Genomic DNA, 20854 nt, shown 5'->3' on the forward strand with positions numbered 1-20854 from the left:
AGCGCAGTCTGTGCCGCGCCAGCAGCCGCCTGCCGCAGAAGCTCGATTCTGCTCTGCTGCTGCGGCGCAGCTTCACCCCACAAGTGCTGCGCTGCAGGCCCATCGCGCAGCCTCATCGCGCAGCCTCATCGCGCAGCCTCATCGCGCAGCCTCATCGCGACACAGGTATGACTGCAGCCGGCCGGCTCGCGCCGCTCAGGTCCCGAAGGGTCGACTGCCCAGCGTTTCCACCACATGGTCCACAAAGCAGGTGATGCGCGCCGCCAGTGCGGTGTTTCGATAGTAGACCGCATTGATGGGCTGACAGATGTCCAGTGTGTGCTTGCTGAACAGCTGCACCAGATTTCCTTGCTCGCGGTCAGTGCGGGTCATGAAGTCCGACAGGCAGACGATGCCCAGGCCGGCCAGCGCCATTTGCCGCAATGTCTCGCCGCTGGAGGAGGCAATGTCCGGACGAATCCGCACGGCGTTGCTGTCGGCGTCGCGCAGCGGCCAGTCGTTGAGCGATTCGGGCTGGGTAAAGCCCAGCAGGCTGTGCTGCTTGAGCTGCTCCGGACTGGTGGGCATGCCGTGACGCTTGAGATAGGCTGGGCTGGCCAGCACGCGTATGCGGCTGATGCCTACAGGGCGGGCATGCAGGGTGGAGTCCTTGAGCGCGCCGATGCGAAATGCCACGTCGGTGCGTCTTTCGAGCAGGTCGATGATGCCTTCGTTGGAGTTCAGCTCCAGCTCCACCTCGGGGTAGCGTGCACGAAATCCAGCAATCAGCGGCACCAGCACATGCAGCATGAAGGGGGTGGCGGCATCGATACGCAACCTCCCCGCAGGATGCATGCGCCGAGCTGCCATCAACTCCTCCGCTTCGTCCACCGATGCCAGTATGGCCCGGGCATGCTGCAAGAAGGTGGCGCCTTCCTCGGTCAGCTCCAGGCGTCTGGTGGTGCGGCGCAGCAGCGTGGTCTGCAGCTTTTCTTCCAGGCGCCCCAGCGTGCGGCTGGTGGCCGAAATCGTCAGGCCCAGCAGCTCCGAAGCGGCCGTGATGGACCCCGTGTCCACGACGGCCACAAAAGCCTGAAGTTCGTCGAGCGTGGTCTTCATTGTTGAATTTGGTTCAAGAAAATTGAGGGGTGCCAAGCTTGATCTGCAAATGTCAACTGAATGCTCTGCCCCGGGGACTCGTCTGTGGCTGTGTTCGCCCTGGTCACCGGCGCATTACCGAATTCACCTCTATGGAGCGGCAGTTGGTGATTGCCGATGGCGTGCAAGCCAGCATTCCCGCTGCGGGCATGGCAGTCATGTCTGGTGCGAGGTGTTGCTATCAAAGATGATGAAGATTGGTCACAGTTGGCGCAATATTCTAGTTTTTATATTTGATTTTATTTCAAAAGAATTTATGGGGTACAGGGCTTAATCTACAAATATGGGTTGGGCAAACTTCAGGCATCGGAAAAAGCCAGGCCTGATGGCAGATATGCAAACTCAGGACTGGCTGTCGTCTTCAGTCTCATTCAGGAGCTATTTCATGAGTCATATTCCTTCCTTCGGCGTCGGTACCTTCCGCCTCTCCGGTCAGACCGTTATCGATTCGGTGCGCAATGCACTCGATGTGGGCTACCGCGCAGTCGACACGGCGCAGATCTATGGCAACGAAGCCGAAGTCGGCCAGGCCATAGTCGACAGCGGTGTGGCCCGCAGCGATCTGTTTGTGACCACCAAGATCTGGACCGACAACTACAGCCGCGCCAAGCTGATCCCCAGCCTGCAGGACAGCCTGAAAAAGCTGCGCACCGACTATGTGGACCTGACCCTGATCCACTGGCCTGCACCCGGCAACGGCGTCGAACTGGCGGAGTACATGGAAGCCCTGGCCGAAGCCAAGGCCCGGGGCCTGACCCGCCAGATCGGTATCTCCAACTTCAATGTCGAGCTGACCCGCCAGGCTATCGTCGCTGTGGGCCAGGGCGAGATTGCCACGAACCAGATCGAGCTGAGCCCCTATCTGCAAGGCCGCAAGCTGACGGCCTTCCTCAAGGAGCAGGGCATTCAGGTCACTTCCTACATGACCCTGGCCTACGGCAAGGTGCTCAAGGACCCGGTGCTGGCGCAGATAGCGGTCAAGCATCAGGCCACGGTGGCGCAGGTGGCGCTGGCCTGGGCGCTGCAGCTGGGTTATGCGGTGATTCCGTCGTCCACCAAGCGCGAGAACCTGGCCAGCAACCTGCTCGCGCGCGATCTGAAGCTGGATGCCGAGGACATGGTGCTGATCGCGGCGCTGGAGCGCAACGGGCGCGAAGTCAGCCCTGAGGGACTGGCTCCTGTCTGGGACTGACAACGGCACCGTCATGAGCGCTCAAGCCTGCTTGAGTGTGCGATCCTTGCGCAGCAAGCAGGAGAGGGCGCTCAGGCGGTGCTTGCGTTTTTTTCTGAGCCAGCGTCTTATTTCTTTCGCCTGATCCGGAGAAGGGATGAGGCGCGGGTTCTGCCTGACCAGGCTTTCGCTGACAGCAAAGTCATTCAGTTCGCCAAGCGGCTGCTGGATTTTCTGGAGTCGCTTGAGCAGGCGGCGATGGTCTGCGGGCAGCAGGGGCTCCAACAGCTCCAGCAGATAACGTGTTTTCTTGCCGGCTTTTCGGACATCGTGAAAGGCTTCAAGGTCTGGCTTGCCGGCGGTGATCGCCCGCTTGATGCGTCGACGCAGCTGTCTTGCTGATTGTGCAACCCTGACTTTTGCATGAGCTCGCCGCCGCGGCTGGCCGGACCCAGAGCCCAAGCTTGCCGAAGCTTGCGCCAGAGCTTCCTGCAAGCGAGCCTGTATGTGAGGGGGGGAAAGTATTTCCCGGCCGGCCTGCATAGCGGATTCGCGGGCGGCCGATATGGCAGCAATGCCGGCCGCGCTGCATTTGTCGTTACGCCTCAGCAGCTCGATCAGGATGTCGTAGTCGCGGACCATGCCTGCTGCGCAGGCTATCGATTTCAGGCTGCTGCGCTGCAGTGCATACTTTCTTGCCTCCATCAGAGGTCGGTAAAGCCACCACAGCGTCAGCAGGCTGCGCAATGTGACGCGCAACTGATGGATTCCCTCGACGGCAGGTGCTCTGGCAATGTCCCAGGCCTGTTCGACTGCAGAGTCGACAAGCGGGGATGCGATAGCTGAAAACGCCACTGCGGCGTCTGGTTTGCCTTTGCCCATATGAACTCCCGGGGCCGTTGTCATGAGGCTGCAACATGCGGTGACACGCGATGCGGTGCGGCACACGCCAGTGTTCGCCACAGTGTGCCATGTTCCGTGTCTCAGGCTGTATGGGGCTCGTTCCTGAATTGCGGCAGTTGTGCGTCCAGATCGGTCGCGGCTCGGATTGCGAAGGGCCTGAACATGCGCCTGAAGATCAGGCTATGGCAGATAGGCGACGAACACGGCCAAGCTCAAAGCCGGCTCCTCACAGATGTCATCCGGCCCGGCCTGACCCCACTCGGCATTGAGCCAGTCCTGGTTGACAATATCTGCGGCAATGGATGCAAGCTCCGCCCCAGGGTCGATGGCGCAGCCGAAAGGCAGCCGGCCATGCGCGGCAGATACAAGACTGAAGCGTAGCTGCCTGGTCTGTGCCTCATGCCAGCAATAGAAAAGCATGGGTACATTTCCACTCAATTGCTTTTGTCTGGCTACCAAGACCTGCCCGATGAAATCGGCAAGGGCTTCTGCGGTGATGCCCAGGGACTCCTCATCGTCCGGAGAAAAGCTCCATAGATTGGACGATGCTTCGTGGTTGATGTCGGTGGCATCGACGACGATCTCGTCATTGCGCGCCATGGATAGCCATCTGCTTAAATGTCGGCGAATCTTTCATGGGGTTTTTGGAGTGCGGAGCCGTAGCGGCTTGTTCGTGGGATATGTGTGATGGCGTTGTGCCGAAGAGGCGACTGATGAATACATCCAAGAAAGCCTGGTAGCCAGCCGCGGTGACGAGGACTAAGCTTGCTGCCTCTATCTCAGGAGTCTCTTATGCCACAGACCATTCGACTGCACCGTGTGATCAAAGCTCCGCCCGAACGCGTCTATAGGGCCTTCACGACCCCTGAGGCCATGGTCAAGTGGCTGCCTCCTCACGGTTTCGCGGCGCAGGTGCATGAATTTGACGCACGTGTGGGAGGCCGATACCGCATGAGCTTCATCAATTTTTCCGCCAACAGCAAAAACAGCTTTGGCGGTGAATTTCTGGAGTTGGTGCCGGGCCGGCGCATACGCCATACCGATCGATTCGAGGACGCCAATCTGCCCGGCGAAATGATCACCACCGTCGATCTGAAGGAGGTCTTTTGCGGCACCGAGTTGCATGTGGTGCAAGAAGGCGTTCCTGACATGATTCCCGAGCAGGCCTGCTATCTGGGTTGGCAGGAATCGCTGCAACTGCTGACTCTTTTGGTGGAGCCGACCATTCCTGACGGAGCGTGAAAACGACGCAGAGCGCGACATTGACGGGCTGAGGCCAATGCATGGCGTGATCCAGGTGCCGGCGGTCCAACAGAGGAGCAGAAACAAGAAAGCCCGCTTTGCAGCGGGCTTTCTTGTTTGCAAGCTCTGGTTTTGCTTGCGATGTTTGGTAGGCGCGATTGGACTCGAACCAACGACCCCCACCATGTCAAGGTGGTGCTCTAACCAGCTGAGCTACGCGCCTGTCGTCGATGGGATGAATTCTAGCAGCGGAAAAATGGTGGTTTGGGCAAAGTCGCGACTTTTTTGCGCCTGAGGCTAAATTTTTTCAAATCCGGCAAGCGGCTCAAGGCTTGGCGGGGCGCTGCTGATTCGCTACTAAACTTTGATGTGTTTTTCATCCATTGAATCGGCAACCCCATGACAAAAGCACAAGCAGGCATTCTGGCGTCTCTTCCTGAACAGGGGCGCTATGTTTTCTTCACTCTGGCCGGTGCAGGTGCAGATTTGCAGAACAGTCTGAAGAAATTGCAGACCAGTGTTGACGGTCAGCAGGTAGTGGCGGGTCTGGGCCTGCAGCTGCTGCAGCAACTGGACAAGAAACTGCCGCTGATGCACGAGTTCCCGCACCTCAAGGGCCCGCAGTTCGAAGCACCCAGCACACCTTATGCGCTGTGCCTGTGGCTGCGCGGCGATCAACGCGGTGAGCTGATCGGCCTGACGGCCAAGCTGACAAATTTGCTGGCGCCGGTCTTCAAGCTCGATCACATCGTGGATACCTTTGTGCACCAGCGCTCGGACAACGGCCATGGCCGCGACCTGACCGGCTATGAAGACGGCACCGAGAACCCCGAGGACGATGAGGCCGTGGCAGCCGGCATTGCGGCAGAACTGGGGACAGGTCTGGACGGCTGCAGCTACTGGGCTTTGCAGCAGTGGGAACATGACTACTCGGCCTTTGACGGCATGAGCACCACGGAGCAGGACCATGCCGTGGGTCGCCGTCGCAGCGACAACGAGGAGCTGGACGATGCCCCTGAGTCGGCCCATGTCAAGCGCACCGCGCAGGAGAGCTTTGAGCCGGAAGCCTTTGTTGTGCGACGCTCCATGCCCTGGTGGAGTGTCAGCCCGCAGGGCAGTGATCGCAGCGGCTTGATGTTCTCTGCCTTTGGCTGCAGCTTTGACGCTTTCGAGGCTCAAATGCGCCGCATGCTGGGCATGGATGACGACATCAGTGATGGACTGTTCCGCTTTTCCAAGCCGTTGACAGGCTGCTATTTCTGGTGCCCGCCGGTTTGCGGCGGCAAGCTGGATCTGACGGTGCTGGGTCTCCAGGCCTGAGAAATGGCCTGAGGGCAAAGAAAAACGGGCCATCTGGCCCGTTTTTTCATGTGGCGTCATCACCAAAAGGGAATGGCGATGGCCTCTTAGTTGGCCTTGCCTGCGCTGGCCGAGGTCTGGGTGGCAAACGTGATTTGCGACAGTCCTGCGTGGCGGGCCGCTTCCATGACGGTCACCACCGACTGGTGCGGGGAGTTGGCATCGGCACTGATGATGACCACGCTGTCATTGCCCGCTGTTGCTGCACCGGACAGGGCGGCAGCGACGGAGGAGACACTGCGGTCATCCACGCCTTGCTTGTTGACGGAGTAGCGGCCGTCGGCGGATACGCCGACGATGATTTCCTTGGGGCGATCGCGTTGCTGCTCGGTGTCGGCCACGGGCAAGGTCAGCTGCAGCTCGGTGAACTTGCTGTAGGTGGTGGAGAGCATCAAAAAGATCAGCACCACCAGCAACACGTCGATGAAGGCGATCAGATTGATCTCGGGCTCATCGCGGTGACGAGGACGGAAGTTCATGGTGGATGCGTTCCGCTTATTGCTTGGCAGGCTTGAGGCGACCCAGATGGCGCACGAACTGCTCGGACGCCAGTTCCATGCCCAGCAGATAGCCGTCTACACGGGCGCGGAAATAGCGCCAGAAGATCAGCGAAGGAATGGCCACCATCAGGCCGAATGCCGTGTTGTAGAGCGCAATCGATATGCCGTGGGCGAGCTGGGCGGGGTTGCCGGCGCCGGAGCTGGCTCCGGGCTGGGAGCCGAAGATCTCGATCATGCCGATCACCGTGCCCAACAGGCCCAGCAGAGGCGCGGCCGAGGCAATGGTGGCCAGGGCGCTCAAATACTTTTCCAGCTTGTGGGCGGCAGCGCGGCCCGCGCCTTCCATGGCCGATCGCAGCTCTTCCTCGCTGCTTTCGGGATGTGCCTGGCGGGTGCGAAGACCAGTGGCCAGAACCTCACCCAATACCGAGCTTTGGGCCAGTTGCTGGGTGGTTTCAGCGCTGGGCAGGTGCTTGGTGGAGACCGAAATCGCTTCATTGAGCAGATTGGTCGGCGCGACCTTGCTGGCTTTCAGCGAGGCAAAGCGCTCAAAAATCAGGGCCAGGGCCAAAATCGAGCAGGCAATCAAAGGCCAGATAGGCCATCCTGCGGCTTGTATGATCGACAGCAACGTTGCTCTCCCTCGTCGTTCAGAAATTGCAGCCGACGATTATGACCCACTGCCGTGCCGCCGCGACCCGTTTTTACAGGCCTCATGCAGCTGGCTTGAGCCAGCGCAGCAAGATCGTGAGGCAGCTCTTGAAGTGCGCGGAGCTTGGAGCGGCAGAGCCGGCACAAAGAGCTTGCGATTCTTTGCGAATGCTTTCGCGTATAGCACAAAAATCTGTGGATAACTTTGTGATCTAGTTGCTGTGCCGGGCAGCTATCTGCTTTGCTCTAAAGGCTTGTTACGAGTTTGACATCTGTGTGAAGCCTTATAAATTGTTTTAAATCAATAAGATGGATGATGTTCTTCATGTGCTGTTTAGGATTTTCCTGGCTTTGTCGCCAACAGGGCTGGACGCCGACATCTGTGGAGAATCCGGCTCGCGTAAGACCTCGCTGACACCGCATGAATTCACTGTTTGAACGTCCAAACCCAGCAGCCACGCCGCATGTGTGGGAAGTTGGCGCGCTATGCCACGCCATTGGCGATGCCTTGCAGGCGCGCTTCAATCCGGTGGCGGTGCGCGGAGAGCTCAGCGGCTTTTCGCGCGCTGCCAGCGGGCATTGCTATTTCAACCTCAAGGACGCGAGCGGGCAGATTCGCTGCGCCATGTTCCGTCGTTCGGCCGAGCAGGTCGGTTTCTCGCCGCGTGATGGCGAACTGGTCGAAGTCAGGGGGCGTCTAGGCGTCTACGAGCAGCGTGGCGATCTGCAACTGGTGGTGGAGAGCATGCAGCGAGCAGGGCAGGGAGCCCTGTTCGAGCAGTTTCTGCGCCTCAAGGCCCAACTGGAGTCCGAGGGGCTGTTCGACCCTGCGCGAAAGAGGCCGCTGCCGCCCTTGCCGCGTGGCATTGGCCTGGTCACTTCCCTGGGGGCGGCAGCCTTGCACGATGTGGTGACGGCGCTGCGTCGCCGCGTGCCGCATATCCCGGTGGTAATTGTTCCGGCCCTGGTACAGGGAGCCCAGGCGCCGCAGTCTCTTGTGCAGGCGCTATCAAAACTGTATTGCCTGGCGCAAGAGGGAAAAGAGGCAAGCGGCAACTTGCGTGTTGAATCTGCACGGCAGCCGGTGATAGACACCATCTTGCTGGTGCGCGGTGGCGGCTCGCTGGAAGACCTGTGGGCCTTCAACGACGAACAGCTGGCGCGCACCATTGTGCAAAGCCCGGTGCCGCTGATCAGCGGCGTGGGTCACGAAACCGACTTCACCATTGCCGATTTTTGCGCCGACCTGCGCGCGCCCACGCCCACGGCTGCGGCCGAGCTGGTAGCCCAGCCACGCGAGGTCTGGCTGGGGACTCTGGGCCTGATGCAGGATCGTCTGGACAATGCCGTGCAGCGTGTGCTGGATCGCCAAGCCCAACGCCTCGATATCGCGGCCCAGCGTCTGGGCCGGCCCAGCGAGCAACTGGCGCGCAACCAGCTGCAGCTCAGCCGTCAGGCGCAGCGCCTGCGTCATGCCATGCTATTGAAACTGCAGCGGCTTGCGCAGAACCAGCAAGCGCTACAGGTCAATTTCCCCAATATCTTCCAGCGCAATCTGGAGCAGCAAAAGCAAACGCTTGATCGTATCGACCTGCGCTTGCAACTGCTGGATCCGCGCTTGGTGCTGCAGCGCGGCTATGCCTTGCTGACGGATGAGCAGGGAAGGGCTGTGACCCAGGTCAGGCAAGCCGTTCCGGGGACGGCGTTGAAGGCTCAGTTGTCGGATGGGGCAGTGGATGTGGTGGTCACTCAGCCGCGTCTGCTTTGATGCTCGCCAGCCACAAGCTGGCCGCAAAACACCCGCACGCTAACCGGGTTCTTCATCAGAACTCTTTTGCAATCGGCGCAGGCAATGCAACAGGGTCCAGTGTTCATGCGCTGTAAGCCGTGAGCGCATGCTTTTGGCTGCGTGCGCAATAGTCCTGATGAGTGGCGCGCAGCCTCTCAGTTCTTTCTACAATGGTTCGGTTAGTGCAATACTTGACGTCTGTAGTACAGCAATGTGCCGGTCGGCACAGCGGTCACCGCTCAGACGCCTTGGCACTGGACGGCCCCCAAAAATTTCAACCACGAGGAAAACCATCATGGAACGCACTCTGCCCCCCCTGCCATACGCTATCGATGCACTGGCTCCGTTCGGTTACAGCCAGGAAACCCTGGAATTCCACCATGGCAAGCACCATAACGCCTATGTGGTGAACCTGAACAACCTGCAAAAGGGCACCGAATTCGAAAACATGGATCTGGAAGAAGTCGTCAAGAAGTCTTCCGGCGGCATCTACAACAACGCTGCCCAGATCTGGAACCACACTTTCTTCTGGAACTGCATGACCCCCAACGGCGGAGCAGAACCTACAGGTGCTCTGGCTGATGCCATCAATAAGAAGTGGGGCTCCTACGCCGAGTTCAAGAAGGCTTTCGTGGCTTCCGCTGCCGGCAACTTCGGTTCGGGCTGGACCTGGCTGGTGAAGAAGGCCGACGGTTCCGTGGACATCGTCAACATGGGCGCTGCCGGTACTCCCCTGACCACCGCCGACAAGGCGCTGCTGACTGTGGACGTGTGGGAACACGCCTACTACATCGACTACCGCAACCTGCGCCCCAAGTTTGTTGAAACATTCCTGGAAAAGCTGGTGAACTGGAAGTTCGCCGAAGCCAACTTCGCTGCCTGATCACGGCAATACGTCATCAGGTCTGTGGCTGCATGGCTCGGATCTGATCGTTGGCAAAAACCTCCGCAAGGAGGTTTTTTTTATGCCTGTCTGCTGAGAATGAGGATCTATAGGTCTCCAGTTTTGATGGGAAAGTGCAGGCGGCTATGTTTTTGATGACCTGTTGATGCATGGGAGAGACTGGTATGGAGGAGTGTGAAGGCCTGGGCAATCAGGCAGTTCCCGGGCTAATGGAGGCAGGCGCTCGCATGCCCGTGTACTTTCTCTGCCATGGCGCCGGCCCCTGGCCCTGGGTGCCCGAGATGCACGACTGGCATGCGCTGATGGCAGAGGGTTTGCGCAATATTCCGCTCCAACTGGCGCGCAGACCCAGGGCCGTGTTGCTGCTCTCCGCCCATTGGGAGGAGCCGGTTTTCACCGTACAGAGTGCCGCCCATCCTGGCATGCTGTATGACTACAGCGGCTTTCCGCCGCACACCTATGACCTGCATTACCGTGCTTCAGGATCGCCTGAGCTGGCAGGCCGGGTTCAACAGTTGCTGGCGCAGGCTGGGGAAGACGTGCGGGCAGACAAACAGCGCGGCTACGACCATGGCATGTTTGTGCCCATGGCGGTGATCTATCCGCAGGCCGATGTGCCCGTGCTTCAGCTCAGCCTGCGCAGCAATCTGAACGCCGCACAACATCTGGCCGTGGGACGTGCGCTGGCTCCGTTGCGTGACGAGGGAGTTCTCATCATTGGCAGCGGCTCCAGCTATCACAATATGCGTAGCTTCGGCCCCGTGGGGCGGGCGCCTTCCAAGCTGTTTGACGATTGGTTGGCCGAGACCCTGATGCAGATGACACCTGCCGCGCGAAGCCAGCGGCTGGCCGCTTGGGAGCGGGCCCCCGGCGCGCGCGTGGCGCATCCGCGGGAGGAGCATCTGCTGCCGTTGATGGTGGTGGTGGGGACGGCCGAGCAAGACCAGGCCCGCCGCATTTACTTTGAAGAGGCCTTCATGGGCTCGGCCACGCTGTCCAGCTACTGCCTTGAGGCCGGGGCGTAGCTCAGAGCTCCACTGATTCTTGCTCGTCCAGTGGGCCATTCAAAAATTCTTCCCTGTCATCGTCAATCGAGTCGGCGGACGCTTGAAGATAGGCTGAGAAGCTGGGGGCGATCCAGCAAATCTGGTCGGGGTCGTGCGCATAGGCAATGATCTGGCCGCGCTGTCCTTCAGGACCGGGATGATGATCGACCATTAGCACGATGTCGCCATAGAAGCTGGCAAACGGCTGCCAGCCGGCGTGCCACCAGCGCCCGCTCAGGCGAGGGTCCTGGGATGCGTGGCCGGCCAGATCCCACATGCGCTGGGCTCGATTTTCCATGCGGAGAGCCAGGGCCATGGCCTGCGGTGGCGTGAGAAGGTCCAGTGCATCCACAAAGCCCGGCCGCTGAAACAGGGGCTGAGTGCTGTCGGCGCTGCTGCCTGCAGTCAGGCGCCAGAATGCGGCCAGATCGGTATCCAGAGGCCCCAGCGCGGCTGCCAAAGCGGCCAGATCCTGTTCGCTGGCCGGCGGCATGGGGTGAAAGCGTAGCTGGAATGCGGCATACACAGCTTGCAAATGCGCAAGATATTGGTCAGGTGTCATGGCGGGAGGCGCGGTACTCGGAGGTAAGTGAATTGAACAGCGAAGTCAGCTTGACAGCGGATGTTGGGGAGCGACTGTTTGGGTACAAAGTGTGGATCTTTGGATTGTCAGCGCAGTAAATCCGCGGTCTTTGCCTCATGTCTGCACTCCTTGGACCAGAGGTGTCCATTGTGTTGCATTGACCAGTTGAATCCACAGGCGATAGTGATCTGCATAGCGCCACTGGCGTATTTGCTTTTTTTGCGTGATGCGTATTTGAAGCACTTCTTGTGTGCTTGGCCTTCAGTCTGATGTCGGAAACTATAAGGACGGCAGTTGCTTTTGGGTTTCGACCTTTGAATGTCATCTAAACAAAATAGATGCCCGACTCGACGCTTTCAAATTCGAGAACTTGCAACCTCGTATGGGGTCGGAAGTGATATTGTATTCAGCTATGAAATTACGAAGTGCAGAGTCAAAGGAGCAAGGCTTGCAATCGCCTGATTACTTTGATCGCTATAGATTATTATTTTCCGGCTGTTGTCATTGAATTTTTTAAAACAAGATTTCAGGTGTATATATGCACCGCATGATTCTACTGTCTTGAAAAATTATTGCTGATGAAAATACTTGTTTTCTTGTTATTGGGGGCGTACTTTCAAAGTAATGGATTATATTGAAAAGGAGGGGCTATCCCGTGATTGAGATTTTCTGAAATCTTCGGCCCATTTCTGGAAATCACTGGAAGGCATGGGTTTAGCGATATAGTAGCCTTGTGCAATATCACAGCCAAGCTCCTTGAGCAGATCCCAGTGCTCTTTGGTCTCCACACCTTCGGCAACTGTCTTCCGTCCGAGATCATGCATGAGATCAATGGTTGAGCGGACAATCGTGGCGGAATCACGATCGCGATGCATTGCAGAAACGAATGACTGGTCGATCTTGATATAATCTACTGGTAGTTTTTGTAGATAGCTCAATGAGGAGTACCCTGTTCCAAAATCGTCCACATAAAGAGGAATCCCAGCATCGCTCATCTCGCTCAGTGCTCGTAGAGCATATTCAGCATGCTCCATTACGGTGCTTTCCGTAATCTCAATCTCCAATAATCCTGTTGACACAGATCGTTCTGAATGCCATTGGCGATACTTGGCGAAAAGCTGTTCATCTCTGAAGTTTCGCGCGGAGAGATTGATTGCAATAGGAACAGCACAACCTTTTGCCTGCCAGCTCTGCAGTAGGTCAAGGGCAGCGACAATGACCCATTCCGTCAAAGGCTTGATCAAGCCTGTTTGCTCAGCCAAGTCGATGAACAATCCGGGAGGAATCAATCCTTTAAGCGGATGCATCCAGCGTACCAAGGCCTCTGCTCCACAGATTTGCCCGGAGGAAAAATCAACTTTGGGCTGTAAAAATAGTCGCAGCTGATTGCCTGCAATGGCTCGCCGAAGCTCCCCTGCCATGGTCAAGCGTCCTGCTTGATTTTTCTGATGCGAAGGATCAAATACGCACTGGCTCAATCCGCGGGCTTTGGCTTGATGGGTGGCCTTTCCCATTTGGCGCAGTAGCTCATCGGCAGTTGTGCCGTGTTCGGGAAATAAAGCGATGCCAACTCTTGCGCTGACATCCAATTCAATATCTGCGATCGGGAAAGGGCGGGAGATGGTTTTTTCCACCTCTTCGGCCAAAGCTACGGCAGAACCTCTATCCAAAGTAGGTGCTAATACTGCGAATTCGTCTCCGCGTAAACGCGCGATATGTGCGGAATCAGGAATACTATGTCTTAGTCGCTCTCCGAAGTCTCTGAGAATCTGGTCCCCATTAGAGAAACCTAGCACTTCGTTGATTTCTCGAAGACGTTCAATATTGAATTGCAAAGCTGCGATTGGTTCTGGGTGTGGGTAGCTTCCCTCAATTTTCGCCGTCAGAACTTCCCTGAATTCAATTGAATTGGGTAGTCCAGTCAAGGGATCATGGCGCAGCATATGATTCATCTCTGCTTGCACACGTTGTTGTTCTAAACGTGTTCGAAGAATGGAAATCCCAAAAGCCAGATCGTCCGCTGATTCAGTCAGCAATGCGATTTCATCTTCGCCGAACGCGTCTGGTTCGGTGTCATAAATGGAGAGTGCGCCAATGACTTCGCCCTCTACCAATAAAGGGCAAGATACGCCTGATTTCAGTTCACCAAGCTTGTCGTGCCATCGAGCATGGTTGAAATCCATGCGCATGTCGCCGACAAATTGAACCTTGCCGCTGCGAATTGCGCTAGACGTCAGACTTTGGCCCAGCTCCGTATCGGCTGCTATGAGTCCCAGGCTGCGAAGTGCTTCTATACCGCCTGGATAATTGCACTCGGCCATCGGGTGTAGTTGTTGATCTGGCTCGTCACCCGAATACCAGACAGCAGCCATGCCATAGCCTCCTGCAGCCACGATGGCTCGGCACATGTTTTCAAGCAGACTCTGTTCTTCACTGGCACGTAACATGGTGCGATTACCGGCGCTCAAGGTTCGCAGTCCGCGGCCAATGTGCTCTAACTCATGCACTCGTTGTTCAAGTTCCCCATTGAGCGTCTGGATACGTTCTTCATAGTGCTTGCGCTCGGTAATGTCTGTGCCCAATACGTAGTAGCCAGCAACCGTTCCATCGGCTTGATGTTTGGGAACATACTGAATGGTTTGCCAAACTCCTGGAAAGGGCTGCCAATCATATGTTTGCGGCTCTCCTGCGAGAACCTTGCCGATCAAGTCATTGGCAACAACATAGCGTTCCTCTCCGAGGATTTGTCTTACCGACTCACCCGTGATGTCTTCGCTGTCAGGTGCAAAGCACTGACGATACTGAGTGTTGACGTACTCGTAGTGCTGTTGTGCATTGACGTAGGCAATTAGCGCCGGAACGGCGCTGATGACGTTGTGCAAATGACTTTGAATCTCATGCCATTGCACGGTGCGTTGGTGTACGTCGGCTTCAAGTGACGCGTTTTGCTCACGGATGATCCGTTGTGCCTTTCGCTCCAGAGTAACGTCCCGAAAGACTAGTACAGCACCTCGCAGTTGACCCTTGGAATCGCGGATGGGGGCGGCGCTATCAGAGATTGGTCGCTCGGTGCCATCTCTGGCAATGATTGAGGTGTAATCGGCAAGTACCTGCACTTCCCCGGTGGCTAGCACCGTTGCCACAGGAATGTGAGCAGGCTCACGGGTCTGCTCATGGATGATATTGAATACTTCCTCGATAGAACGGCCTTGAGCTTCATTAATGCTCCAGCCTGTGAGCTGTTCGGCCACTGAATTCATGCGGGTGATTCGCCCTTCAGTGTCTGTTGCAAGTACTGCATCGCCGATCGAGTGCAAGGTAGTCACAAGGCTTTCTTCATTGTCAGCCAGAGCACGCTGACTGGCTTCGGTTTCGCGCAGTTGTCGTCTTATCAGAAGATAGGAGGAGCCCAACAGCAAGATAAGTGCTACAGCGACCAATGCTCCAGCCGTCACCAGCTTATGACGCGCTTGTTTGTGCTCTGCCTCTTCCAGGGCGAGTCGCAGGCGCGCCTCGGTATCCATCTCGCTCAGCAATTCATAGGTGCGCAAACGCGTGGCTGCAAGCGTAGTTGCGGCAGCAAATGCATTTGCTGCCTTCTGACCTTGGGTATTGCGCAATTTTTCAATTTGGCGTGCAGCTGCCATGCGCTGGTCAATGACTTTACGCAGCTCTGTCCAGCGACGTTGTTGATCTGGATTGTCGATCGTTAGCTGCCGTATTTTTTCCAGCGCAAGCTCTCTCTCAGCCATCGCTGCATTTCGCTCGGCAATATGCTCAGCATTACCTGTCAGACGGAAATTTTGAGTGGTTAGCTCAGATTGGAGAGAGTAGCCTCTGACGCGATCTATATTGTTGAGCAACTGGTGAGCATGTGTCACCATTTGGGCTGCTTTGGCAGCATCATTTGCGACTTCCCACGTCGATAGTGCCATCGCGATCACCACCAGCGCGGCTGCTCCAAATGCAGTGACAACCTTAGATTCGAAACTAGACCTCCGCACCATAGAACGCGCTCCTACGCTAGATGCAGGCCGCTACAAGCTATTTTTCACTTGCCGCGGGCCTAGGCTGACATCACCATCCATGCAAGGGCTCCAGACACTCCATATGGGAGGAATGTGCAGGGTCTCGTAAGCATGCAAGCTGAGGGATACAAGCTCAAATATACAAACTATATGCGCTTTGTTTCATTTGTTGTCATTGGTTCACATTGCGGAGGGCTGGAAATTTGCGAGATGTTGTGCGTTGGTTGGTCCTGAAGCGTCCGTTTGCCAGTTCGGCGTAGCAATGTGATATTCAGTATCCAGCAGATAAATAACATTCTTTTTCAGCGTCGTTGATACGATCAAGACGCATTACACGGATGCTGAATTCAAGTGGCTGCGAATTTTTACGATGAAGCGCTCAACAAGAGCTCGCTTTTTTCTTTTGAATTCTTGAGTCATATCAATTTGGAGAACGTTATAGAAACGCCCGGCTTTGAATGAAGACTGAGCAGTTTTCAGGAGTGGTGTTCGACTAGGGTTCGGCACACGAAAGCGAGCGAGGCTATCGCTGCATCCGGCTTCCTCCTGAGTGACTTGATTTTCTCGGGCTGGTCAAATGGCTTGAAGTTTCTGGACTTGTGCCGGAAGCCCTGCTTGGGCATGTGAGCAAGCCCCTTGTCGCAGCTCGCTGAATGTGGCCTCGCTCACGGCGTGGGTGTGAACCTATCAGCGGTATATCTGTGAATGACAGGCGACGCTTACACCGAGCAGCTTGCTTGGCACAGATGGATCGATACGGTAGGGCACAGTCTCAGGGAGGCCGAAGACTATGGCGTGTCGCTCGTGTAGGAGCAGTACTAACTGACGGCTGAAAAGCCCAAGGAAATCAAAGACAAGGCCGTCATCAGCATCAACGACCGGATTCTGCAATCCGGGCATGCTTCAAGGACTTTGAGGTGGAAGCCCTGCGGCAGGAGTGCGCGGTTGGCAGCGACGCGAATCAGCGCGAACGTGGCGAATTGGCGATTTACAACTGGGCCAAGAGTGAGGAGCCTCCGGGGCAGTGTTGAAAGAATCGCCAGTGGGCGAGCAAGACTGGTCGCTGCGGCAGTCGGGAGAAATAAAAAGTGGCCGCTAGGGCCACTTTCAAATCTCAAACTGAGAACGATCTTGATCTTTGATCCAATTCGGAGGCTTTCCTCGACCGGACCAAGTCTGGCCTGTGGCTGGGTCACGATATTTGGGGGCTACAGAGCCAGTCTCGCGCTTTTGTTTTTGCTTGGCGGCAGGGAAGACATCATCCTGTGTCAGCCCGAAAGCCTCGATCAAGCCTTTGATTTTTTGCACCGCGTCTGCGACTTCAGTCTTGCGGGCGGCAGCAATCTGCTGCTCAAGAGCCTCGCGTTGCGCCAACAAGTCCTTATAAGAATGTGTACTCATCTAAAAGAGGTCCTATGTAAAGTTATGAACCAGCACTAAAGGGATGCACCCATACATGAGATACGTCGTTTATGCAGTTGGTTCACTTTCAGTCGAAAGTGACCGCGTACATTGTGTCTTGGTTTGAGGTCCGTCAACTCCAAAAGCTCAGGCGCACACAAAAAATAAGATGAGCTTTAGAGACAAGCAGATACTGAAGCGTCTCGTATTGCACGACGTCTTATTCAAAGGTATGGAGCGATTGGCTAGGTGTGACCAGAAGCCATCCTATTGAGTGCTTGCAAAGCATTCGTTCGGCGCTCCCGGTAAGCCGATTTGAGCCGCTCAGTCAGAAGTGACCCATATGGCTTTGCAGGACTCCTTTTTTAGCAGAAGCCTACAGGGCAGCTAAAGGCCTGTTCTTGCCAGTGCTCCCAGTTGGAGGTCAACTGGTCAACGCATCCATCCAACGCATCCATCGTCAATGGAGACTGGTCGAAGGGTGATAAAACAACACATTCGAGTACGTGATCGCTTGCCAATTTGTCAGCCTTGGTGCCAAAGCCTGTGCTACTTTGTGCCAAAGGCCGCGCAACGCAACTCTCAAACGCAACTTGCATGGCGGTGGTGGTCTCTAAATGAATGCCTCAGTGCGACATTTTTACATGGCAGACAACCAGGGAAAAAAGCCTGTTCCCCTATGAAAACACCTTGCGAAAGTTGAGCTAAATCCTTGAGTCTTGTACAAGACTTGAAAAAATCGGCCTGGTTGCGCGTAGAATTTTGTATTGTGGGAACGCATTGCATCAAGAAAGTGTCGTCCCGCTGTGTCAGGCCCCATTGCGCAAGCCCGGGATGCAGGCCCAAGGCACCTTCCCCCCTTTTTTCACAACCTGAGACAAGAGATGAGTACGCAGCAACCCACCATCATCTACACCTTGACTGACGAGGCTCCCCGCCTGGCAACCAGCGCATTCCTGCCCGTGATCCGTGCTTTCGCAGCACCGGCCGGCATCAATGTGGAGACCAGCGATATCTCGCTGGCAGGCCGTATCTTGGGCGAGTTCCCCGACTTTTTGACCGAAGCCCAACGCGCTCCGAACAATCTGGCTGAACTGGGCAAGCTGACGCTGACGCCTGAAGCCAACATCATCAAGCTGCCCAATATCTCCGCATCCGTGGGCCAGCTGCAAGAAGCGATCAAGGAATTGCAGGGCAAGGGCTACGCCATCCCCGACTATCCTGAAACCGCCACGACCGATGCCGAAAAGGACATCAAGGCACGCTTCAACAGGTGCATCGGCTCTGCCGTGAACCCCGTGCTGCGCGAAGGCAACTCGGATCGCCGCGCGCCTGCTGCGGTCAAGAACTACGCCAAGAAGCACCCCCATTCCATGGGTGAGTGGAAGCAGTGGTCGCAGACCCATGTGTCGCACATGGAAGAGGGCGACTTCTACCACGGCGAAAAGTCCATGACGCTGGACAAGGCCCGCGAAGTGAAGATGGTGCTGGAGACCAAGTCCGGCAACAGCATCGTTCTGAAGGACAAGGTCAAGCTGCAGGCTGCAGAAGTGATCGATTCCATGTTCATGAGCAAGAAGGCCTTGTGCGCTTTCTATGAAAAGGAAATCGAAGACTGCCGCGAGTCGGGCATCCTGTTCTCGCTGCACGTGAAGGCCACCATGATGAAGGTGTCCCACCCCATCGTGTTCGGTCACTGCGTGAAGATCTTCTACAAGGAAGCCTTCGAAAAGCACGGCAAGCTGTTTGATCAGCTGGGCGTGAACGTGAACAACGGCATGGCCAATCTGTACGAGAAGATTGAGACCCTGCCTGCTTCGCAGCGCGAAGAAATCATCCGTGACCTGCACAAGTGCCAGGAGCACCGTCCGCGCCTGGCCATGGTCGATTCCGCCAAGGGCATCACCAACTTCCACTCGCCCAACGACGTGATCGTGGATGCTTCCATGCCTGCCATGATCCGCGTGGGCGGCAAGATGTGGGCCGCTGACGGCAAGCCTTACGACTGCAAGGCCGTGATGCCTGAGTCCACCTTTGCCCGCATCTACCAGGAAGTGATCAACTTCTGCAAGTGGCACGGCAACTTCGATCCCAAGACCATGGGCACCGTGCCCAACGTGGGTCTGATGGCGCAAAAGGCCGAAGAGTACGGCTCGCACGACAAGACGTTTGAGATCGCCGAAGACGGCGTGGCCAACATCGTGGACATCGCCACCGGCGAAGTGCTGCTGAGCCAGAACGTGGAAGCTGGCGACATCTGGCGCATGTGCCAGGTCAAGGATGCTCCTATCCGTGACTGGGTGAAGCTGGCGGTGACCCGTGCCCGCAACTCCGGCATGCCTGCCGTGTTCTGGCTGGACCCCTATCGTCCCCACGAAGCCGAGCTGATCAAGAAGGTGCAGACCTACTTGAAGGAATACGACACCAACGGCCTGGAAATCCACATCCTCTCGCAAGTGCGCGCCATGCGCTACACGCTGGAGCGCGTGGCCCGCGGTCTGGACACCATCTCGGTGACCGGCAATATTCTGCGTGACTATCTGACTGACCTGTTCCCGATTCTGGAGCTGGGCACCTCGGCCAAGATGCTGTCCATCGTGCCTCTGATGGCCGGTGGCGGCATGTACGAAACCGGTGCTGGTGGCTCCGCTCCCAAGCATGTGCAGCAGCTGGTGGAAGAAAACCACCTGCGCTGGGACTCGCTGGGTGAATTCCTGGCCCTGGCCGTCTCGTTCGAAGACCTGGGCATCAAGGAAAACAATGCCCGCGCCAAGCTGCTGGCCAAGACTCTGGACGAAGCCACCGGCAAGCTGCTGGACGAAGACAAGTCGCCTTCGCGCCGCACCGGCGAGCTGGACAACCGTGGTTCGCAGTTCTACATCGCTCTGTACTGGGCCCAGGCTCTGGCTGCTCAGACCGAAGATGCAGCACTGGCGGCCAAGTTCGCACCTCTGGCCAAGAGCCTGACCGAGAACGAAGCCAAGATCGTGGCCGAGATGAAGGAAGTGCAAGGCAAGGCTGCCGATATCGGTGGCTACTACATGCCCGACGTGGCCAAGCTGGACGCAGTGATGCGCCCCAGCGCCACCTTCAACGCCGCCATCGCGTCGGTGTAAGCCAGCTTGCTTCGCAGCGCGGGTAGCCCCGCCTGCGTGCAGGCAGTGCCCCATAAAAAGCCGGTGGACCTGAAAAGGTCACCGGCTTTTTTGTGTCCGGCCTCAGTAGTTGCTATATAAGTAGAAGCTGCCTGTGCATGATGTATAAGCACTGCAGCTTGATTTGATCCGAATTTATGAAAGGCGCTCCATGCCGCTGTATCAGTGTCCTTGCTGCGACTATTTCTCGCTGGATGACCGTGGCGAGTACAGCATCTGCAGCGTCTGCTTCTGGGAAGACAGTGGCTGGGATGTGGACTGCCCGGATGAATACTCCGGCCCCAACCATATGACGCTGCGCGAAGGTCGGCGCAACTTTCAGTACTTTGGTGCCTGCGATTACCGAATGCTCAAAAGCGTGCTCCCACCGGCAGCGCGCAACCACTATCGGCATGGACCGCGCGTTCTGAACAAGGTGGCATCAATCCGCGTGGGGCAGTGATTGCCGTGCATCGTCAACCCAGCGCAGAAATCGTATGCCTGGGTGCTGACGCAGCAGCGGATAGCGTTGGCGGTGGTAGCAGTTCCAGTAACTGGCAGCCTGCTGCTTGCAGGCAGTCACAAACTCGGGGTTTTCGGCAGCAAAACGCCCGTAGCTGTGTGGCGATAGCCTATGGGTCTGGGCTGTCAGATGCTCGGCAATTTCCAGCACATACTCGCCAGCCGCGCGCACCACAAACGGCCGCACCCAGGTGCAGTCGTGCTCCAGCAACTGGCGCAGACAGGTTTCGCGCACATGGCCGTTGGCGTGGCGGCTGCCCAGGCACAGGGCCAGTTGCTGTGCAGCGCCGCTGCTTTCTTGAATGCATTGCTGCAGCGCGCGTTCGTCGTAGTACACGCGGTAGGGTGCATGCAGCAATTCGCCATTGATGCTTGTCGTGAAGCCGGGGTAGGGCTCGAATGCCTGCGACTTGCCCAGTTTCTGCAGCAGCGCAGCGGCGGTATCGCTCAGCGCTTGCGGAAACTGGGGCCGGTAGAGCATGAA

Annotated in this window: 17 protein-coding genes and 1 tRNA gene; 8 read left to right on the plus strand and 10 right to left on the minus strand. The window is 56.9% G+C overall.

The genetic code is table 11. The features are described 5' to 3' along the window. Positions 1-195: 195 nt before the first annotated feature. Positions 196-1098: a LysR family transcriptional regulator gene (locus CTATCC11996_RS10185; protein WP_003075754.1), complete on the minus strand. Its 903-nt coding sequence runs from the start codon at positions 1096-1098 to the stop codon at positions 196-198. Between the two features lie 424 nt (positions 1099-1522). Between CTATCC11996_RS10185 and dkgB the strand changes: the two genes are divergently transcribed. Further along, on the plus strand, positions 1523-2329 hold the full coding sequence (dkgB, locus tag CTATCC11996_RS10190) for a 2,5-didehydrogluconate reductase DkgB (protein WP_003075757.1): 807 nt from the start codon (positions 1523-1525) through the stop codon (positions 2327-2329). Between the two features lie 21 nt (positions 2330-2350). Here dkgB and CTATCC11996_RS10195 read toward each other — a convergent pair whose 3' ends face one another. Together CTATCC11996_RS10195 and CTATCC11996_RS10200 are read right to left on the minus strand one after the other, a co-directional pair. Next, the gene (locus tag CTATCC11996_RS10195; RefSeq protein WP_003075759.1) at positions 2351-3190 is read right to left on the minus strand and encodes a CHAD domain-containing protein; all 840 of its coding nucleotides are present in this window, start codon (positions 3188-3190) and stop codon (positions 2351-2353) included. 201 nt (positions 3191-3391) lie between these two features. Continuing rightward, entirely contained in the window at positions 3392-3811 is a 420-nt protein-coding gene (locus CTATCC11996_RS10200; protein WP_003075760.1) for a hypothetical protein, read from the minus strand. A 192-nt stretch (positions 3812-4003) separates the two neighbouring features. On the opposite strand from CTATCC11996_RS10200, the gene CTATCC11996_RS10205 reads away from it, so the two are divergent. After that, on the plus strand, positions 4004-4453 hold the full coding sequence (locus CTATCC11996_RS10205; RefSeq protein ID WP_003075762.1) for an SRPBCC family protein: 450 nt from the start codon (positions 4004-4006) through the stop codon (positions 4451-4453). A gap of 146 nt (positions 4454-4599) precedes the next feature. Here CTATCC11996_RS10205 and CTATCC11996_RS10210 read toward each other — a convergent pair. After that, positions 4600-4676 (minus strand) — tRNA-Val (locus CTATCC11996_RS10210). A 176-nt stretch (positions 4677-4852) separates the two neighbouring features. Between CTATCC11996_RS10210 and CTATCC11996_RS10215 the strand changes: the two genes are divergently transcribed. Then, positions 4853-5773, plus strand: a complete 921-nt coding sequence (locus CTATCC11996_RS10215; RefSeq protein ID WP_003075764.1) for a Dyp-type peroxidase — start codon at positions 4853-4855, stop codon at positions 5771-5773. 86 nt (positions 5774-5859) lie between these two features. On the opposite strand, the gene CTATCC11996_RS10220 is transcribed toward CTATCC11996_RS10215, so the two are convergent. Next, a complete protein-coding gene (locus tag CTATCC11996_RS10220) occupies positions 5860-6291 on the minus strand; it encodes an ExbD/TolR family protein (protein ID WP_003054027.1) in 432 nt (143 codons plus the stop codon). 16 nt (positions 6292-6307) lie between these two features. Then, positions 6308-6943 carry a MotA/TolQ/ExbB proton channel family protein gene (locus CTATCC11996_RS10225; protein ID WP_003075766.1) on the minus strand — a complete coding sequence of 212 codons (636 nt, stop codon included), beginning with the start codon at positions 6941-6943 and terminating at the stop codon, positions 6308-6310. Positions 6944-7384: 441 nt separating this feature from the next. Between CTATCC11996_RS10225 and xseA the strand changes: the two genes are divergently transcribed. The 3 genes from xseA to CTATCC11996_RS10245 all read left to right on the plus strand — a co-directional run bounded on the left by xseA (position 7385) and on the right by CTATCC11996_RS10245 (position 10681). Beyond that, positions 7385-8731: an exodeoxyribonuclease VII large subunit gene (xseA, locus tag CTATCC11996_RS10235; protein ID WP_003075767.1), complete on the plus strand. Its 1347-nt coding sequence runs from the start codon at positions 7385-7387 to the stop codon at positions 8729-8731. Between the two features lie 316 nt (positions 8732-9047). After that, positions 9048-9635 (plus strand): superoxide dismutase, encoded by a 588-nt coding sequence (locus CTATCC11996_RS10240; protein WP_003054032.1) that lies wholly within the window; start codon positions 9048-9050, stop codon positions 9633-9635. Positions 9636-9820: 185 nt separating this feature from the next. Further along, positions 9821-10681: a DODA-type extradiol aromatic ring-opening family dioxygenase gene (locus tag CTATCC11996_RS10245; RefSeq protein WP_080569857.1), complete on the plus strand. Its 861-nt coding sequence runs from the start codon at positions 9821-9823 to the stop codon at positions 10679-10681. A gap of 1 nt (position 10682) precedes the next feature. On the opposite strand, the gene CTATCC11996_RS10250 is transcribed toward CTATCC11996_RS10245, so the two are convergent. The 3 genes from CTATCC11996_RS10250 to CTATCC11996_RS10265 form a co-directional block, all read right to left on the minus strand. Next, complete coding sequence (locus CTATCC11996_RS10250) at positions 10683-11264, minus strand: SMI1/KNR4 family protein (RefSeq protein WP_042437519.1); 582 nt, start codon at positions 11262-11264, stop codon at positions 10683-10685. Between the two features lie 650 nt (positions 11265-11914). After that, entirely contained in the window at positions 11915-15292 is a 3378-nt protein-coding gene (locus tag CTATCC11996_RS10255; RefSeq protein WP_003075773.1) for an EAL domain-containing protein, read from the minus strand. Positions 15293-16420: 1128 nt separating this feature from the next. After that, positions 16421-16714, minus strand: coding sequence for an H-NS histone family protein (locus CTATCC11996_RS10265; protein ID WP_003075778.1), 294 nt, complete (start codon positions 16712-16714; stop codon positions 16421-16423). An 884-nt stretch (positions 16715-17598) separates the two neighbouring features. Here CTATCC11996_RS10265 and CTATCC11996_RS10270 point away from each other — a divergent pair. Continuing rightward, the gene (locus CTATCC11996_RS10270; RefSeq protein ID WP_003075779.1) at positions 17599-19830 is read left to right on the plus strand and encodes an NADP-dependent isocitrate dehydrogenase; all 2232 of its coding nucleotides are present in this window, start codon (positions 17599-17601) and stop codon (positions 19828-19830) included. 190 nt (positions 19831-20020) lie between these two features. Then, complete coding sequence (locus CTATCC11996_RS10275; RefSeq protein WP_003075781.1) at positions 20021-20311, plus strand: CPCC family cysteine-rich protein; 291 nt, start codon at positions 20021-20023, stop codon at positions 20309-20311. Here CTATCC11996_RS10275 and CTATCC11996_RS10280 read toward each other — a convergent pair. After that, positions 20291-20851 (minus strand): hypothetical protein, encoded by a 561-nt coding sequence (locus CTATCC11996_RS10280; protein WP_003075783.1) that lies wholly within the window; start codon positions 20849-20851, stop codon positions 20291-20293. The two genes, CTATCC11996_RS10275 and CTATCC11996_RS10280, sit on opposite strands and share 21 nt — an antisense overlap. Positions 20852-20854 lie beyond the last annotated feature (3 nt).

This window comes from Comamonas testosteroni ATCC 11996 (genome assembly GCF_000241525.1).
Classification (GTDB): Bacteria; Pseudomonadota; Gammaproteobacteria; order Burkholderiales; family Burkholderiaceae_C; genus Comamonas; species Comamonas testosteroni.

What these genes read in the sequence shown, in the direction of transcription:
- CTATCC11996_RS10205 (WP_003075762.1), top strand. Translation starts at nt 4,004, where the DNA reads ATGCCACAGACCATTCGACTGCACCGTGTGATCAAAGCTCCGCCCGAA.
- CTATCC11996_RS10215 (WP_003075764.1), top strand. Translation starts at nt 4,853, where the DNA reads ATGACAAAAGCACAAGCAGGCATTCTGGCGTCTCTTCCTGAACAGGGG.
- CTATCC11996_RS10185 (WP_003075754.1), bottom strand. Translation starts at nt 1,098, where the DNA reads ATGAAGACCACGCTCGACGAACTTCAGGCTTTTGTGGCCGTCGTGGAC.
- CTATCC11996_RS10200 (WP_003075760.1), bottom strand. Translation starts at nt 3,811, where the DNA reads ATGGCGCGCAATGACGAGATCGTCGTCGATGCCACCGACATCAACCAC.
- CTATCC11996_RS10265 (WP_003075778.1), bottom strand. Translation starts at nt 16,714, where the DNA reads ATGAGTACACATTCTTATAAGGACTTGTTGGCGCAACGCGAGGCTCTT.
- CTATCC11996_RS10220 (WP_003054027.1), bottom strand. Translation starts at nt 6,291, where the DNA reads ATGAACTTCCGTCCTCGTCACCGCGATGAGCCCGAGATCAATCTGATC.
- CTATCC11996_RS10195 (WP_003075759.1), bottom strand. Translation starts at nt 3,190, where the DNA reads ATGGGCAAAGGCAAACCAGACGCCGCAGTGGCGTTTTCAGCTATCGCA.
- CTATCC11996_RS10250 (WP_042437519.1), bottom strand. Translation starts at nt 11,264, where the DNA reads ATGACACCTGACCAATATCTTGCGCATTTGCAAGCTGTGTATGCCGCA.
- CTATCC11996_RS10255 (WP_003075773.1), bottom strand. Translation starts at nt 15,292, where the DNA reads ATGGTGCGGAGGTCTAGTTTCGAATCTAAGGTTGTCACTGCATTTGGA.
- CTATCC11996_RS10275 (WP_003075781.1), top strand. Translation starts at nt 20,021, where the DNA reads ATGCCGCTGTATCAGTGTCCTTGCTGCGACTATTTCTCGCTGGATGAC.
- dkgB (WP_003075757.1), top strand. Translation starts at nt 1,523, where the DNA reads ATGAGTCATATTCCTTCCTTCGGCGTCGGTACCTTCCGCCTCTCCGGT.
- CTATCC11996_RS10280 (WP_003075783.1), bottom strand. Translation starts at nt 20,851, where the DNA reads ATGCTCTACCGGCCCCAGTTTCCGCAAGCGCTGAGCGATACCGCCGCT.
- CTATCC11996_RS10270 (WP_003075779.1), top strand. Translation starts at nt 17,599, where the DNA reads ATGAGTACGCAGCAACCCACCATCATCTACACCTTGACTGACGAGGCT.
- xseA (WP_003075767.1), top strand. Translation starts at nt 7,385, where the DNA reads ATGAATTCACTGTTTGAACGTCCAAACCCAGCAGCCACGCCGCATGTG.
- CTATCC11996_RS10245 (WP_080569857.1), top strand. Translation starts at nt 9,821, where the DNA reads ATGGAGGAGTGTGAAGGCCTGGGCAATCAGGCAGTTCCCGGGCTAATG.
- CTATCC11996_RS10240 (WP_003054032.1), top strand. Translation starts at nt 9,048, where the DNA reads ATGGAACGCACTCTGCCCCCCCTGCCATACGCTATCGATGCACTGGCT.